Genomic DNA, 16,108 nt, shown 5'->3' on the forward strand with positions numbered 1-16,108 from the left:
AAAATCGATCACGGCCTGTTGTCGCTGCCCGGCAGCGGCGGACATCAAGTCAGCCGGCTAGCGGCGATGGCGAACCCTGCACGGCCATATTGGAAAAAAATACATCGTTCAACCAGCCATCCAGGCTATATTTTTGATTGACGTCGTTCGTCAGCTCGGAAAAGTCACTCAAAAAGAAATCTTCAGGGATCACGATATTTTTACGGTCGATCACCAGCACATTTTCCGGCGTATAGATATCCGTCTTGCGCGCGAATGGATTGGTCGTGATGATCTTTTTCCTGGCACCGACCGCCTCCAGTGTGCGCATTGTCAAGCCTGCCTGCACCGGCCGCTCGATATCGAGCACCACCCGGCTACGCGCCAGCAGCAATTTCAATTCTGCCTTTGGCACGGGCTTGAAAATGAAGTCGGATTTTTTTGACATCCAGAATGCCGGCTGCAGCAAGCGCCGCGCCCAGTACACCAGGCGCGAGGAGAAGTATAAAATTTTCTTGATCTTGATATGCGGCGGCAGTGACTTCTCGAACTGGCACAAGACCTGGTAGCGATCGGAGTGAACCGTTCCGAAAAAGAACAAATCGATGTCTTTTTCCACATCAGGCAAATGCGTATATTCGTCAAGATAAAACAGGGCCCGATATTCTAGGCGCGGATCCTGTTCCGCATCCACCGGATCGAACGTGAACGTACGATCGAATAATGCCACCTTGTCCCGGCTTTCGGAGGACATGTTCTGGTAGCTATCCCAGAAATACAGCGTGAAACGTGCTTGCGGCAGTGCTGCGCGCAGGCGGCGGATAATCTCGCATGACATCGACTGCCCCTTGATCACCAGTACTTGCGTGATGCCCTGGTCACGGGCCTGCTCGATCATGTCGTCGAAATAACGTTCTGCCTTGCCTTGCTGTAACTGAGGAGAAATTCTGACCAATATTTTGGTCATTGTATCGCCGGCGGGAAGATCATTGAACCACAGTGTCGGGACACCGCGCTGTTCAAGACGCGCCTTGATCTCCTGTGCATAGCCAAAAAAATTCGGCGCAATCAACAGTGCCCGAGCATTTTTCTTTACATCATTTTCCATCAACATTTCCTAATAACGCCGCGACCTTGTGCGAGTGCAGCGACTGACATACCGTATTGAGATGATAAGGTTTATCGTAAAAACAAGATTTTTCATATTGGCTGTCATTATCCAGCACCAAAAATTCCTGTCCCGCGCCCTCATAGACGTTCTTCAGGAAGGCAAGCGTGCCTGGAGGGATCGGCGTTCCTGAAAACGTCGTCGGCAGTCCGCCGATAACCAGCACGCCTTTTGCCTTGGCGCGCTGCAGAAATCCTTTCAATACCTCTACTGCATAAGCATTTTTGGCCGTCTGCGACAGATCCGGAATCACCTCATGAAAGGAACGGATGAAACCTGCATATCCTTCGGCAAGTTGCGGCGTATGGCCCTGTTGATCGCCAGATGCATTCACGGAAGCCTCGGTGAAGCGCCGCTGAATACCTTTCTTTTGCAGCAGCATTTCTACCGTACCTTGAATGAAATAATTTTCATTAGCGAAAAATGCCGCGCGCAAAGTCCTTTCTGCACCAATCTTCCATAGCAATGGAAAATGCTTCTTGAATAACAAGGAATTTTCAGGTCCGGCGTACATCATGTCTTTGGAGACTTCATATTGCTGAAATTCCATTGGCATATAAATTATGTCGCCCGCGCGGAAATTCGGTTCATACGACGCCAGCAGGAAATCCAGACCGATGCCCGCGGCAACCGACAGATTGCCGCAGTAAGCGTTCGTATCACCGGAAATGACGGCGCAACTGTGGCTGAATCGCCCGTTACTTCCGGCAAAAATGAAAATGCGCCGGCCGTCGCCTTTCTTGGTCAGCGATACTTTCTGGTCATACAGCCGCTCGATTTCACCGGTAGTGAGCGGTTTGTCGATAAGGGCGTACAAGGCGAAATACAGCGCAAACGCCAGCACCAGCAGAAATAAATAAGAAGAAGCTGTGAATTTTTTCATCAAAATTGAAAATAAAGGAATTCGACGTCACCACCAAAAAATATTTTCTGGATCAGCAAAGGGGCCAGCATGACGGCAACCAGCAAGCGCCTGTTGGTCGACATGTCGTTTGAGTTCTTGAAGCACCAGGTTACGCAGCTGACAATCAACAGCAGGATGATCAGTTCAACGAAGCCCATCACCGTCCCATCGGCCAGCAATGGCACCACGCCACGCCCCTCGATCCAGCTCGATGCCTTTGGGATAATGGCCACGATCTGCGACGGCAAGGTAAAGCCGTTCAGTCCGCAGACACCGCGCAACACGGAATAAAAATCAGCAAGCGAGGCGGCTCGAAAAGCGATCCAGGCCAGCACCACACTGATGAACGTCAGCGGAACATAGATCCATGAGATGGCCGAGGAAGCTTTCCCGAGCATGGCGAAGCGCCCGGTCAGATGGCGCCAGAAATGATTAATTGCCAGAAAAATTCCATGCAAGGCGCCCCACAACAAGAAGGTCCAGCCGGCACCGTGCCACAAACCGCCGAGCAGCATAGTGATAAACAGATTCAGGTAGCGCCGCGTGGCGCCGTTGCGATTGCCACCGAGCGCAATATACAGATAGTCTCGCAAAAAGCGAGACAGGGTAATGTGCCAGCGGCGCCAGAAATCGATGACATTTTTCGCCTTGTAGGGCGAATTGAAGTTGATCGGCAACCGGATGCCGAGCATCAAGCTGATACCAACCGCCATGTCGGAATAACCGGAAAAATCAAAATACAGCTGGAAGGTATATGCCAGAACGCCGGTGGCCGAGTCGAAAAAGGTTGGCGTACCGCCGCTGGCGACACCATTGAAAAAGTAATTGGCATAATTGCCCAACGAGTCGGCAATCAGCAGCTTTTTTGCCAGTCCGATCAAAAATATGCTCATCCCGTTTCTGAAATCATCAGAAAAAACCGAAGGGATGACGACGTTTTTGAACTGCGGCATCATTTCTTTATGATGCAAGATCGGTCCGGCGATCAGGTGCGGAAAGTAGCCGACAAACAGCGAGTAATGAACCGAATTGCATTCATCGACTTCTCCGCGATAGGTATCCACCAGGAATGCTATTTGGGTAAAGGTGAAAAAAGAGATGCCGATTGGCAGCTCAATATGCGGCACGGACAACGCGACGTCGAACAGGCGGAAGCCTTCGTTGGCCAGGAAATGCGCATATTTATAGTATCCCAACGCCAGCAGATTCAACACGATACCGAGGCGAAGAATATTCAGCGCCTGTCGCTTGCTCGCGCCGCGGCGCTCATTGATCGATTTACCTATGTAGAAATTGAAGGCGATCGATATCAACAAAATTGGAAGGTTGCTAATGTCCCACCACGAATAGAAAAACAAGGAGGCCAGCGACAGCCAGGCGATAGCCCACCCAGGTTGCCGCTTGCTCAGATACACATAGGCCAGAAAAACAATCGGAAAAAACAAAAAAATGAACTCAACACTATTGAATAACATGACTTATAATTTTCATTTCAAAAATGCGAAATATTAATATCAAAAATTTTCAGAAAAATCCTATGACCCTACCCATCAATCAGGGTGAACCGCGCACCTTGCCTGAAAAATAATACACATCACCTGGATCTCGAACCAAACTGAAACTTGTACAACAGTCCGATCAGAAGAAGTGCGGCCGGCAACGCGTACATGCTCATGACATAAAATCCGGCGAAAAATCCCAGGATGATCGTATAAAAACTCAATGCCAGGATCGACGTTAATACCTTTTTATAAGAAATAAATTGTTTGATATATCGGGTCGATGCCCCCATGATCACTCCAGAGATAGCCGATACAATCACGACGCCTGGCCAGCCAAATGAAAAATATCCCCACATGGCAACTGGAATACGAAAGCCACCTGAAGCGAGATCGGAAATATCACCACTGTCGTTTAATATATATAACACCCAGGCTGATGGGTTCCAGTAGTATTGCCCCGGAACCAATCCACCAACGAATGTCCGCCCCAGGGTATAGACTCCGTGCTTCTCAAAAGCAGTCAGCAAGTTAAGTTGATCGGGAATATCCGGCGAGCCGGCGGCAATAATTACCCAGACGCCCGCACTTGCTGTATTTGTCGCACTATAAGCATCGGAGCCAAACAGCAGTCCTGCCAGAAAATAAATGGCACTGCCGATACTGAAGACCATGATGTAAGAGAGAATGAACCAGAAAAGGTAAATCCGTTTTTTGGTCGAAAATAATGCGATCAATGTAAATATACCCATGAATACCAGGCCGCGAGTCAGTGCCAGGGAAAAAAATATCATGATTAAAAGAATCAACAACATCAGAATTTTACGACGAGTCAGGAACCAGACTGCCACCATGATCGGGAACACCGTGATCAGGATGCTCTGAGAAAGGCGATAAGGAACAGCGACTCGCATATAGGCATCGCGATACGGACCGCGAAAGAACTTGGCAGTAAAAGGGTCGGCGGCGAACATCGGCACGGTGCCGATATACATCCAGCTCAACGCCATGGCAACCAGCGCAATCACCGTAATGAAGATCAAGGCTCTGTAGCGGTACCGTAAAAATTGATCCAGTGGCGCCAACATAAAAACCGGCTTCTTGATTAACTTGTCCAGTACTATATAATTAAAACCATACAACAATCCTGCGACATAAAAAAATGCACCGACCGTCAATATATAAGCATACAAGCTCACTATTTCCGGCGAGAATTCTGACAACATATCGGTAAAAAACAGCGGCACCAAATAACCGACAAAAACTGTTCCAAGGATAAAATGAGTCGGAATATTATATCGGCTAAACCAGATAACATACGTTCCGACCAACAGCAGTGAAGAACTAATAAAAATCAGAACGCTGATTATGTTCATACAAATTCAATCTTGTAAATTAATTATTATTGTAGAACGCACATAAAATCCGGCTACAAAAATACGCTATCGGACAACTACGTATCAGTGTCTGGAATGGCTACGCCTGGAATCCGCCAGACTGACCAACGGGACTCCAGCGTTTATCTAAAGAACATGCTCATTTTGACGCAACCATCTTCAGTTCCGTGACAAACGGATGATGGCTGCATACAGCCTTACATTTTCATGCCGTCTGTGATTCCGGAGAACAGGTGCGGGCGTAGTTTCTTCGAGAAAAGTTTGAATTTCAAAGGCCGCGTCAGGAAATAAAAACTCAAGGCATAAATTTTAAAGAACAGCGAAAAATTCTTTCTGATGAAATAAAGACGATTTCTTTCGCAATAATAGACAGAGAAAGCGGATAATGCCCCACCTGTACTGCTACTTACTTTATGCCAGACTTGACCTTTGGCCCAGTAATAAATCTTGAAACCGGCAAAATTCGCACGCCAGACAAAATCGGTATCATCATAGTAGACAAAATATTTTTCGTCCATGACGCCAATTTTGGCGAATACTAATTTGTGAATCAGCATGAAACAGGTCGGCGCGTAATTTATATGGATGTCCTGATCGAACTGCCCGTGATCAACCTCACCCTCGCCGCGATGCGTGGTGGTGCCCTTCAATATATTGATCTTGCCTCCCGCACACCAGATTTTGCCTGAATCATGGAAATAGATCTTGGGCACCATCAGTTTTTCCTGGCGACGTTCCGCCAGTTCCAGCATGCTGCCCAATAAATTCTCATCCTTGAACTCAATGTCGTTATTCAATAACAACACGTAGTCGCAGTCCGACTCCAGCGAGAGCTGAATTCCCTGATTATTGGCGGCGGCCACCCCGACGTTCTCTTTGTTCTTGATCAGCACGACATTCGTCATCTGATATTGTTCAGTAAGATCACGTGCTACATTCATTGAAACATCGTCCAGACTGTTATCAATGATGTACAAGGTGTAATTGCGGAATTTTTGTATCGACAAACTTTCAAAAAATCCCGGCAGCACATCGGCGCTGTTGAACAGCACCGTGACCAGTCCGATTTTTTGCATTGTCATTTGTACAGACCCCGTTTTTTCATTTCGGCGATACTGGTCTCGTAGGAGTCCACTTGCACTTCCTGCTGATTCACCCAGGCGGCAAAGCGGCCAATGCCTTCATTGAAATCGACCGCCGGCTTGAAGCCCAGCAGTTGGCCGGCCTTGGTCAGGTCGGCGTAGTTGTGACGAATGTCGCCGATGCGGAAGGCACCAGTCACCTTGATCGGCACATCGATACCGTAATAAGCGACCAAGGCGTTAGCCACGGTCAGCACATCGGTCGCGACGCCGGAGCCGATGCCGAATACTTGGTCGTTGGCCTCATCCTTGAGCAAGGCAGCGGTGGTTGCGGCAACGATGTCGTCGATAAACACGAAATCGCGGCTTTCCAGGCCATCTTCAAAGATATTGATGCCATTGCCATTCTTGATACGGGTAGAAAAGATGGACAGGATGCCGGTATAAGGATTGCTCAACGACTGGCCCGGGCCGTACACATTTTGATAACGCAATGCCGTGGCGCCGATCCCCAGCGACTTACAGACGGTCATGACCATCTGTTCCTGGTTTTGTTTGGTGATGCCATACACCGACGATGGATGAATCTTCGACTCTTCGTCGGTGGCCATCAGCGTCAGCGGCTCGCCGGTTTGCGGGCACAGCGGCTCAAAGCGGCCTGCCTGCATGTCTTCGTCCTTGCGTGCGCCAGGGTAAATCACGCCCAGCGCCGAGGAATGATATTTCCCCTCGCCGTAGATCGAACGCGACGAGGCCACCACCAATTTATTGACCGAGTATTTGCCATTCGCCAACAAGTCGAGCATCAGGCCGGTGCCGCCGATATTGACATCGACATAGCGCTTGATTTCATACATGGACTGACCGGTACCGGTTTCCGCAGCCAGATGCACGATGGCATGCTGGCCTGGCAGTACCGCTTCCCATGCTTCAACATCGGTCACCGAGCCCTGCACGAAGCGAACCTTGCCTTGAATGCTCTGAAACAGCGGCGATGTCGTTGCCGGATCGCTACCATGAATCTGCGGCGACAGGTTATCCAGAATCGTCAGCTCATGCCCTAGGCCGATCAAATGCAACGCCAGATTGGACCCAATAAAACCTGCACCACCAGTGATAAGAATATTCATGTTCAATCCATTTAAATTTTATTATTTACCTTGACCCAGGAACGCTGTTCCGGGTCATACCGCTTGACAACTTTCGCAGGCGAGCCTGCGATTACCGAAAACGCAGGGAAAGACTTCGTCACCACACTATTGGCCGCTACGACACAATACTCTCCCAAACTGACTCCGCTTCCGACGAAAACATTGGCTCCCAGCCAACAACGATCACCGATCGAAATAGGCCCCTTTGAGACCAAGTCCGTCTCCAGCCTGGCCATGCGAATGTCTTCATATCCATGATCGAAATCCGTTAGAAATACATTCGGCCCAAAAACGACTTCGTCACCAATATGAATACCGAAAGCTGAGGTGGCATTGAAATGCTTGTTAGCAAAGGTTTTTTTTCCGATCTCAATTGTGCCAGTGTAATCCTTGCCGGCATAATATTTCACTGCATATAAAATCGCACCCCGTTCTATCCTGACACCGGCTCCGATGTTCAACCTCGAAGCACCGAATATCTGTTCCGGCTTTTTTATCCAGGCTCCCTTGCCGATCCTGCCAAAGGTCATCCCGTAAATCCATCGTGTTTTTATTTTCGAGCATGTGACATGCGCCAAATTATAAAAATCAAAAAAATCCATCTTTTTGAATGTGAGATATTTCCGCTTCAGTACATTCAATGCCTGCCTCCTTCGTAAATATTTTTTTCCAAGCTCAGCAGCACTGCATCACGTTCCACATTATTCAATTCCTCAATTCTATCACCATTCAAAGAATTTCTAAATTCATATGTTTTCATAGCCAGTATGCACTGATAATACAACATCTGCATAACAAGAAAAAATCCTGCCTTCCCTGCCTTATACGCTCCGTTAAAAATATACTGAACCAAAAAACCTTTTGCTATCCTTGCAGTCAGATTCATCAAACCACATGGCCTATTGGTAACCGCTTGAATATCTGTATAACGATCAATCGTTCCCAAATACTGTTTAGCAGTATTTGAAATGAAGTGCCTGACGTAATATTTTTTTGATTCCAGACTTAATATACGCCCTTCTTCGACCAGCACTTTCCCAAAGTTATGAATAGTATTTCCAGAAAAATCAAGTGCGTCTTTTTTAAACACCCGATTCATGCGATCCGCATATGCCTCATAGCAAAAATGGCCATAGTAATAATTTTTACGAATTACATTTACAATATCGTATTTTCCCACTTCGACTGCATTGACTATGGCAGCCAAAGTATCATAATCCACAAGCTCGTCTGCAAATGCCCAGTATATCCATGGCGTTTCAACTCTGCCCTTCAGGCGCGCAACGGTTTCCTCATCCTCGACCCAACCATTGTTTTTATTCAGGAAGACTTCGGCACCGAGTCGCGTAGCAATTTCCTGAGTGGCATCCGTGCTGTGGTTATCAACGATCAAGACACGTCCCCATGCAGAGAAATTCCGTATTACGCGCTCTATCCTCGCAGCTTCATTGAAAGTAAATACGACAAAGGTCAGCTTTTCCGAAAAACTCATCTTACTCTCTATTCTTTATTATCAAATTTTGCGACATGCAGCACCAGGAAAGCAGCGATAAATATCTGCGACAAAGCTATCGGTACGCCGATCAGAAATACATTTTCGGGCCAATAGGTCATGACCACAAAACCGCCTGCCACCGAAACGACAGCCGCCGCAATATTATAAAATATCATTATTTTTGAAGCATTCCTCAGCATCAAGAACACCGTCGCCGCACCGATCACCATGTTGCCCGCTTCAACCAATACACCATAACTGATTGCCTGTGCGTATTGCGCATAATCGTTTTTTGTCAATAACATCAACGCATACTGGCCAAAAATCGCAGCACCCACAGCTACAAACGCTGCCAGCAATAATGCATTCCTGATATACGTCAGCGTGTATTTACCTTTACTCGCATAAATCTTCGGCAAGAAAATCTGCGAGTACACTGATGAAATCGCAGTCATTCCCGCTCCACCCAGATTCGTGACGACGGTATAGATTGCGGCCGTCGCGGGAGCACCTGCCCATACATACATCAGGCGGTAGAACTGCAATTGCGCCAGGTTACAAACAGCACCAATCGACAAAGCATATGATTTCCGGAATACAGTACGGTAAGGCTCTATGCCTTCATCGCTCCAGTTGTAAGACAGTTTCCTGGAAAAATAAAAGGCGATCAGCAACATTTCCAGAGCAAAGGCAGCCACCGAGGAATACAGCAACAAATCAGCGCTTGCCGAGGTATACGCCACTGCCAACACAAATAATCCTATTTTTAGCGCACTTTCGAACACTAGCATATTAACCACAAAAATTTTATGCCCGCGATTATTCAACAATCCGCGCGAAAAATTACACAGATAAAGAAATACAGCGGTAGCATAAATCCCGGCCAGATCCCATATCTGTATTTTCCCGAGATACAATAATGGCACGCTAAAAGCAAGGCACAGAAGCAATGCGCTGGAACAGACGGTCCGGTTCAGCTTCAACAGCGCCTTGAGTGGAATATCTTTTCCTGACAGCGCCAGACGCGCCTGAAGATAATAATCGACAGGCACGAACACCAGGGCATTCATCACATATGACAGCGTAATAAGATAAAAATATTTTCCCAGCTGGTCGGTCGTGAGATTATTCGTGTAAATTTTTATGAATGCGAAGCCAACGCCGATCGAAACCAGTCTTAACCCGATCACCATCAACGTTTCTAAAAAATTTTTCTTTTTAGCAATAGAAATTATTTTTTTTAACATGGTTATGCCAGCAACAGTATCCGGTATTCCTCACTCATTGATTGGAGCGGCCAGACCTGCGTCTTCCAACTCACGCGCTGTTGCATCAAGCGCCGCGAGACCGTTACATATTCACACGAATACCAACGGCCTCGCCAGTTACTTAATTAATTTAGGACTGCAAGGTCTTTTTCAGTTCTGCCAGCAGCGATGTCTCGTCCAGTTCATGTTCACGCATCAAATAGGCATAACTGCCGCATTTCTCGGAAAAGCGGTCCTGCACGCCGCAACGCACGACACGGGCTTTGTTGCCAGGAACGGACGCAACCACCTCGGCGACCAACCCGCCGATGCCGCCGTAAACACTGTGCTCTTCCAGTACCACCAGATTGTCCACGCCGGCGGCAATGTCCAGTAACTGCGCGGTGTTGAAGGGTTTGATGGTCGGCATGCTCCAGACCGTGCAATCGCCCAGTTGTTGCGCCAGGCTGACCGCCGTATTGACCATTGAGCCGGTGGCGACAAAGGCGGTAGCGGTATTGCTGCCTGTGCTGACAGACAGCAGATCGCCGATCGGAGCTGCAGGCACAGCCTGATGCACTCCGCCGACATCTGATTTGCCGATGCGTATATAGACCGGTTCCTTGAACTGCAACGCATGGTTCAGCGCGTAGGTCATTTCATGCGCGTCCGACGGCGAGAGGATAGTAATATTCGGCAGGGGCCGCAACACGGCGATATCTTCAGTCGACTGATGGCTGCTGCCCAAACTGCTGTAGACCACACCGGCGCCATCGCCAATGAATACCACTGGCAGGTTTTCATAGCAGACATCCATCTTGATCTGCTCGAGCACGCGAACCGGTACAAAGGCGCTCAGTCCATAGACGATGGGTTTGAAGCCCGCCTTCGCCAAGCCAGCAGCCACGCCAACCATGTTTTGCTCGGCGATGCCGGCATTGATGAATTGTGCCGGGCAACGCTGACGGAACTCATCGAACAGCGCATAGCCATGATCGCCTGTCAGCAGCAGGACCTTCGGATCGGCCGTGGCGGCATCGACAATGGCTTTTGAAAATGCAGATCTCATTTAACTTGCTCCAACTCGGCCATTGCTGCGCCAAATGTGTCTTCAGTGAGGCGGGTGTAATGCCAGATATTTTGATTTTCCATGAAAGAAATGCCTTTGCCTTTGACGGTCTTGGCGATAATCGCTTTCGGCGCGCCATTCTTGCTGGCTCTCAACTGGGTAAAAGCGCGATCGAGCGCTGCTTCATCATGGCCGTCAAGCGTGATCGCATCAAAACCAAACGCTTCGAATTTGGCTTGCAGGCTACCGAGCTGCATTACCTCCGCCGTTTTACCCATGGCCTGGAAGCCATTTTCATCGACAATCACGATCAGATTGTCGAGCGCCCAGTGCTTGGCAAACAGCATCGCTTCCCACATCGGCCCTTCATTCATCTCACCATCGCCGACCACCGCATAGCAGTATTGATCGGTTTTGGCAAGCTTGGCGGCGAGTGCCATGCCGGTACCAACCGACAGGCCATGGCCCAGCGACCCCGATGTGACTTCGCAACCGGGGACATGGGCGTCCGACAAGCCTTTCAGGCGTGAACCGTCGCTAAAATAATTGTCGAGGTCGCTTTTCGGCAACCAGCCTTTTTCATACAGACAGGCATATTGCGCCATTACGCCATGGCCCTTGCTGAGCACCATGTAATCGCGCTGCGTGGCCTGCGGGTCGTTACCCGGGTAACGTAAATGATTGCGATACAGTACTGCCATGATCTCGATCAGCGAGAAGGCACAGCCGATATGCACGGTCGAGCCGGCATACGCCATCTGCAGCACCGTGGCGCGAAGTTTGGAGGAGTTAAATTCAGACATCATGAATTTCCGGATTAAGCACGACTGGACAAGGAGCGCGTCATTGTCCAGTCTGCAGTTTTACGAATGGCCGACGGTAAATCGGTATGAACAATCAGGTGCAGCTCATTGCGTGCCTTGTCGACATCCGGAATGTAGCGCTGAACCGGCGCGCCTGGTACGGGCGCGGCACTAACCGAATAACGCTCTTCATTCAGCAAGACACGCGACACGGCTGCGGCCAGTTGTCGTATCGACAGTGCCTTATCCGAACCGAGATTGTAGGCCTGGCCGGAAGTGCCATTGACCAGTATCGTTAATAACCAGATCACCATATCGGCAGCGTACAGATAGGAGCGGTGCGCCGTACCATCACCGCCAACCTTGATTTCCTGCCCCGCCATGGCATCGCGAATGAAGTTTCCAGCAGCAAAGTGCGCGTCCAGTGGCAGATAGGGGCCCAGCAGTGCAAAGACGCGAGCGATACGAGTTTCCATGCCGTGCTGGGCTCCGGCGCATTGCACCAGCCACTCGGCGACCCGCTTGCCCTGGCCATAGGCAGTGCCAGGCTGCAAGGTATCGGGCGCACCGGCATAGTGTTCCGGAATATGCGTCATCTCGTCCGGCTGGCGGCCGTAGACGGCGCCTGAACTGGTCAGCAGATAGCGTCGCGCGCCGCAGCGGCTCGCCAGCTCCAGGGTTTCCTTGGTACCGTCAACAATATCCTCAAACACTTGGCGCGGGTCGCTGCCTGCGTTGGCCACATCGGTCGCCGCATGCAGCACAATATCGATGGCGTCATGGATATGCGCCAGATCGGTCACGTCACCTTGCACCAGTCGTACTGCCCGGTGCTGCGCCAGATGTGGCGCCTTGGTAATAAAAGCCTCAGGACGGCGCGTCAACACATGTAAGTGCAGATCGAGTTCGAATTGCTGGTCTGCCCAAAGCAGCGTTTCCAGCAACCAGCAGCCAATAAAGCCGGTGCCACCGGTGATGAAAATACGCTGCCCGGCCAAGGCCTTCCACACCGCCGGAGCGGTATGGCAGGCAATCAGCTCCAGATCGTCTGCGGCGACACCGGGCACGTGCGTGCCACTTGCAGAGTATGCTTGAGACATTCCTAGTGTCAGTTAGAAATTGACACCGAAGAACTCTTCGATCTTGCTGATCGAGAAGTCCATCATTTCGCGGGTCAGACCAGGGAAAACGCCAATCCACAAGGTATCGTGCATGATGCGGTCGGTATTGGTCAGCTCGCCCGATACGCGATAGTTGCGCCCGATCATGTACGGTTGGCGTGTCAGGTTTCCGGCGAACAGCAGACGCGTACCGATCTTGTTTTGATCCAGGAACGTCAGCAGGCTGACACGATCGACATTCGCTTCCGGTCGCAGGGTGATCGGGAAACCGAACCAGGATGGATCCGAGTTCGGCGTCGCTTCCGGCAGGATCAGGAATTCCTCGCAGCTTTTCAGGCCATCTTTCATGTAGGCGAAGTTGTCCTTGCGCGCCTGTACAAAGCCAGCCGCGCGGTCCATCTGCGCCAAGCCGCATGCCGCTTGCATGTCGGTGATCTTCAGGTTGTAGCCTAGGTGGCTGTAGGTGTACTTGTGGTCGTAGCCTTCCGGCAGCGTGCCCAGCTTGCAGCAGAAACGCTGGCCGCAGGTATTGTCCTTGCCTGGTGCGCAATAGCAGTCACGGCCCCAGTCGCGGAACGATTCGGCGATGGCTTTCAGTTCCGGATTGTTGGTAAACACTGCGCCGCCCTCGCCCATGGTGATGTGATGCGCAGGGTAGAAACTCATGGTGCCGATGTCGCCGAAGGTGCCGCACATCTGGCCGTTGTACGTGGCGCCCAGGGCGTCACAGCAATCTTCCACCAGCCACAAATTGTATTTTTTGCACAGTGCGACGATGACTTCCAGGTTAAACGGATTACCCAGGGTGTGGGCCAGCATGATGGCCTTGGTCTTGTCGGTAATGGCCGCTTCGATCTTGCTGGCGTCGATATTGTAGGTGCCCAGCTCCACGTCGACGAAGACGGGCACAGCGCCAAACTGCAGGATAGGGTTGACGGTGGTCGGGAAGCCCGCTGCCACGCCGATGACTTCGTCGCCAGGTTGAATTGCTCGCGCACCCAGTTTTGGCGACGTCAGGGCCGAAAAAGCCACCAGGTTGGCGGACGAACCGGAGTTTACCGTGATCAGGAATTCGACGCCGATGAACTTGGCCAGGCGTTTTTCAAATTCGTCATTAAAACGACCCGTCGTCAACCAGGCGTCCAGCGACGCTTCGACCATCAGGCCCATTTCAGGGGCGCCGACCACTTTACCGGCCGGTGGAATCACGGTCACGCCAGGCTCGAATGGTTTTGGCACGCTGGCCAGGGCGCCATATTGGGCCACCAGGGCGGCGATCTGCTCGCGGATTTGTTGTTGGGTCAGTTGTTCGCTCATGATACAGCCTTCAATTTGTTAGGTAATTTATTAGGTATTTTGATAGGTGGCGATTTGCGCCAACGTGAATGCACGCATGTCGGCACCCTGGTCGCAGGCTTTATGCCACTCAACAATTTTGGCGATGGTCTGGCCGATGTCCCAACGCGGATGCCAGCCCAGCTGGCCGCGTGCCTTGGAGCAATCGAGCTTCAGATAGGTCGCTTCGTGTGGATGATCCTGACCATCCAGCGACCAGGACGCGCCCGCGCCCCATTCTTGCGTCATGCGCTCGATGATCCATTCCACGGGTTTGGCATCGGTGTCGTGTGGACCGAAATTCCAGCCTTCGGCGTGCGCCGGGCCTTCGGTATACAACTTCTCAGCCAGCGTCAGATAGCCGCTCAGCGGTTCGAGCACATGCTGCCACGGCCGGATCGAATGGGGATTGCGTATCATCACCGGCTGGCCGGTGCCAATGGCGCGCAGCATGTCGGGAATCAGTCTATCCATGGCCCAGTCGCCTCCGCCGATTACATTGCCGGCACGGCCACTACCTAATGCAATGCCATGTTCCGCATATTTTTCGGCATTAAAGAAGGAACTGCGGTAGCCGGCCGTCACCAGTTCGGCGCAGCCCTTGCTGTTGCTATAGGGGTCGTAACCACCCATTGCCTCAGTTTCACGATAGCCCCATGGCCATTCACGGTTTTCATAGCATTTGTCGCTGGTCACGTTCACCACCGAGCGCACGCCAGGCGTGGCGCGCACGGCTTCCAACAGGTTGACCACACCCATCACGTTGGTGGCATAGGTTTCCACCGGATTCACGTAGGAATAACGCACCAGCGGCTGGGCCGCCATGTGGATCACGATCTCAGGTCGCGCTTGTGCCATGGCGCGCTTGAGCGCTTCACCATCGCGCACGTTGCCGATGATCGAAACCATGCCGCGCGCCACGCCCGCCACTTCAAACAGGCTGGGGGTGGTGGGCGCTTCCAGCGCATAGCCGGTCACGTCGGCGCCCAGTTGCTGCAGCCACAGGCTCAGCCAGCCGCCTTTGAAACCGGTATGGCCGGTCAGGAAAACACGTTTTCCTTGCCAGAACGCCGCTTTCATCAATATGCCTTCCAAGGCGCGTTACCCGACTGCCACATTTCTTCCAGCTGCACCTTGTCGCGCAAGGTATCCATCGGCTGCCAGAAACCGCGATGGAAAAACGCGTCCAGCTGACCTTCGGCGGCCAGGCGTTCCAGCGGCTGCTTTTCCCAGGTGGTGCTGTCATCCGCGATGTAATCGATGACCTTTGGCGACAATACAAAATAGCCGCCATTGATCCAGGCGCCATCGCCTTGTGGCTTTTCCTGGAAACTATTGATCTTCTGACCGTCCAAGATCAGCGCACCGAAACGGCCCGGCGGCTGGGTCGCGGTCAGCGTCGCCAGCTTGCCATGCGCTTTGTGGAAGGCGATCGATTCGGTGATATTGACATCGCTGACGCCGTCGCCGTAGGTGAAACAGAACGCTTCTTCACCTTCCAAGTATTGCTTGACGCGCTTCAAGCGACCGCCGGTCAGTGTCTCGTCACCTGTATCGACCAAGGTGACTTTCCAAGGCTCGGCATTGCGGGCATGTACCTCCATTTTATTATCCTGCATGTCGAACGTCACGTCCGAGGTATGCAGGAAATAATTTGCAAAGTATTCCTTGATTACGTAACCTTTATAGCCGCAGCAAATGATGAATTCATTCACACCATGGGCCGAATATGTCTTCATTATATGCCATAGGATGGGCTTTCCACCGACTTCTACCATGGGTTTGGGTTTGGTGGAAGTTTCCTCACTTATCCTTGTACCCAGACCACCAGCTAAAATTACTGCCTTCATTTTATTCC

The 16,108-nt window shown here is 51.0% G+C and carries 15 protein-coding genes; all 15 read right to left on the reverse strand.

Annotated features, from left to right (window positions below; all coding sequences use genetic code 11):
• Window positions 1–49 precede the first annotated feature (49 nt).
• On the reverse strand, window positions 50–1,087 hold the full coding sequence (locus tag ACQ4W0_RS02010) for a WaaS/CpsH family glycosyltransferase (protein ID WP_436575253.1): 1,038 nt from the start codon (window positions 1,085–1,087) through the stop codon (window positions 50–52).
• Window positions 1,077–2,030, reverse strand: a complete 954-nt coding sequence (locus ACQ4W0_RS02015) for a hypothetical protein (RefSeq protein ID WP_436575254.1) — start codon at window positions 2,028–2,030, stop codon at window positions 1,077–1,079. The genes ACQ4W0_RS02010 and ACQ4W0_RS02015 overlap by 11 nt, the downstream gene beginning before the upstream one ends.
• Complete coding sequence (locus ACQ4W0_RS02020) at window positions 2,030–3,526, reverse strand: MBOAT family O-acyltransferase (RefSeq protein WP_436575255.1); 1,497 nt, start codon at window positions 3,524–3,526, stop codon at window positions 2,030–2,032. Before ACQ4W0_RS02020 ends, ACQ4W0_RS02015 begins: the two co-directional genes overlap by 1 nt.
• Window positions 3,527–3,645: 119 nt before the next feature.
• Window positions 3,646–4,926: an O-antigen polymerase gene (locus ACQ4W0_RS02025; RefSeq protein ID WP_436575256.1), complete on the reverse strand. Its 1,281-nt coding sequence runs from the start codon at window positions 4,924–4,926 to the stop codon at window positions 3,646–3,648.
• A 218-nt stretch (window positions 4,927–5,144) separates the two neighbouring features.
• Window positions 5,145–6,029: a glycosyltransferase family 2 protein gene (locus ACQ4W0_RS02030; RefSeq protein ID WP_436575257.1), complete on the reverse strand. Its 885-nt coding sequence runs from the start codon at window positions 6,027–6,029 to the stop codon at window positions 5,145–5,147.
• Window positions 6,026–7,159: an NAD-dependent epimerase/dehydratase family protein gene (locus ACQ4W0_RS02035; RefSeq protein ID WP_436575258.1), complete on the reverse strand. Its 1,134-nt coding sequence runs from the start codon at window positions 7,157–7,159 to the stop codon at window positions 6,026–6,028. Before ACQ4W0_RS02035 ends, ACQ4W0_RS02030 begins: the two co-directional genes overlap by 4 nt.
• A gap of 11 nt (window positions 7,160–7,170) precedes the next feature.
• Window positions 7,171–7,821, reverse strand: a complete 651-nt coding sequence (locus ACQ4W0_RS02040; protein ID WP_436575259.1) for an acyltransferase — start codon at window positions 7,819–7,821, stop codon at window positions 7,171–7,173.
• Window positions 7,818–8,672, reverse strand: a complete 855-nt coding sequence (locus ACQ4W0_RS02045) for a glycosyltransferase (RefSeq protein ID WP_436575260.1) — start codon at window positions 8,670–8,672, stop codon at window positions 7,818–7,820. Before ACQ4W0_RS02045 ends, ACQ4W0_RS02040 begins: the two co-directional genes overlap by 4 nt.
• Before the next feature lie 8 nt (window positions 8,673–8,680).
• The gene (locus ACQ4W0_RS02050) at window positions 8,681–9,922 is read right to left on the reverse strand and encodes a polysaccharide biosynthesis protein (protein ID WP_436575261.1); all 1,242 of its coding nucleotides are present in this window, start codon (window positions 9,920–9,922) and stop codon (window positions 8,681–8,683) included.
• Window positions 9,923–10,073: 151 nt separating this feature from the next.
• On the reverse strand, window positions 10,074–10,991 hold the full coding sequence (locus ACQ4W0_RS02055; protein ID WP_436575262.1) for a transketolase family protein: 918 nt from the start codon (window positions 10,989–10,991) through the stop codon (window positions 10,074–10,076).
• On the reverse strand, window positions 10,988–11,797 hold the full coding sequence (locus tag ACQ4W0_RS02060; RefSeq protein ID WP_436575263.1) for a transketolase: 810 nt from the start codon (window positions 11,795–11,797) through the stop codon (window positions 10,988–10,990). Before ACQ4W0_RS02060 ends, ACQ4W0_RS02055 begins: the two co-directional genes overlap by 4 nt.
• 11 nt (window positions 11,798–11,808) lie before the next feature.
• Window positions 11,809–12,861 carry an NAD-dependent epimerase/dehydratase family protein gene (locus ACQ4W0_RS02065; RefSeq protein WP_436575264.1) on the reverse strand — a complete coding sequence of 351 codons (1,053 nt, stop codon included), beginning with the start codon at window positions 12,859–12,861 and terminating at the stop codon, window positions 11,809–11,811.
• Window positions 12,862–12,906: 45 nt separating this feature from the next.
• Entirely contained in the window at window positions 12,907–14,232 is a 1,326-nt protein-coding gene (rfbH, locus tag ACQ4W0_RS02070) for a lipopolysaccharide biosynthesis protein RfbH (protein WP_436575265.1), read from the reverse strand.
• Between the two features lie 30 nt (window positions 14,233–14,262).
• A complete protein-coding gene (gene rfbG, locus ACQ4W0_RS02075; RefSeq protein WP_436575266.1) occupies window positions 14,263–15,330 on the reverse strand; it encodes a CDP-glucose 4,6-dehydratase in 1,068 nt (355 codons plus the stop codon).
• Window positions 15,330–16,100, reverse strand: a complete 771-nt coding sequence (gene rfbF, locus ACQ4W0_RS02080) for a glucose-1-phosphate cytidylyltransferase (protein WP_436575267.1) — start codon at window positions 16,098–16,100, stop codon at window positions 15,330–15,332. Before rfbF ends, rfbG begins: the two co-directional genes overlap by 1 nt.
• Between the last annotated feature and the right edge of the window lie 8 nt (window positions 16,101–16,108).

Source organism: Janthinobacterium breve, from assembly GCF_051380895.1.
GTDB lineage: Bacteria > Pseudomonadota > Gammaproteobacteria > Burkholderiales > Burkholderiaceae_D > Janthinobacterium.

Bases quoted from the DNA above. Each gene is read 5' to 3' on its own strand.
- ACQ4W0_RS02010 (WP_436575253.1), bottom strand. From the start codon at position 1,087: ATGGAAAATGATGTAAAGAAAAATGCTCGGGCACTGTTGATTGCGCCG.
- ACQ4W0_RS02015 (WP_436575254.1), bottom strand. From the start codon at position 2,030: ATGAAAAAATTCACAGCTTCTTCTTATTTATTTCTGCTGGTGCTGGCG.
- ACQ4W0_RS02020 (WP_436575255.1), bottom strand. From the start codon at position 3,526: ATGTTATTCAATAGTGTTGAGTTCATTTTTTTGTTTTTTCCGATTGTT.
- ACQ4W0_RS02025 (WP_436575256.1), bottom strand. From the start codon at position 4,926: ATGAACATAATCAGCGTTCTGATTTTTATTAGTTCTTCACTGCTGTTG.
- ACQ4W0_RS02030 (WP_436575257.1), bottom strand. From the start codon at position 6,029: ATGACAATGCAAAAAATCGGACTGGTCACGGTGCTGTTCAACAGCGCC.
- ACQ4W0_RS02035 (WP_436575258.1), bottom strand. From the start codon at position 7,159: ATGAATATTCTTATCACTGGTGGTGCAGGTTTTATTGGGTCCAATCTG.
- ACQ4W0_RS02045 (WP_436575260.1), bottom strand. From the start codon at position 8,672: ATGAGTTTTTCGGAAAAGCTGACCTTTGTCGTATTTACTTTCAATGAA.
- ACQ4W0_RS02050 (WP_436575261.1), bottom strand. From the start codon at position 9,922: ATGTTAAAAAAAATAATTTCTATTGCTAAAAAGAAAAATTTTTTAGAA.
- ACQ4W0_RS02055 (WP_436575262.1), bottom strand. From the start codon at position 10,991: ATGAGATCTGCATTTTCAAAAGCCATTGTCGATGCCGCCACGGCCGAT.
- ACQ4W0_RS02060 (WP_436575263.1), bottom strand. From the start codon at position 11,797: ATGATGTCTGAATTTAACTCCTCCAAACTTCGCGCCACGGTGCTGCAG.
- rfbH (WP_436575265.1), bottom strand. From the start codon at position 14,232: ATGAGCGAACAACTGACCCAACAACAAATCCGCGAGCAGATCGCCGCC.
- rfbG (WP_436575266.1), bottom strand. From the start codon at position 15,330: ATGAAAGCGGCGTTCTGGCAAGGAAAACGTGTTTTCCTGACCGGCCAT.
- rfbF (WP_436575267.1), bottom strand. From the start codon at position 16,100: ATGAAGGCAGTAATTTTAGCTGGTGGTCTGGGTACAAGGATAAGTGAG.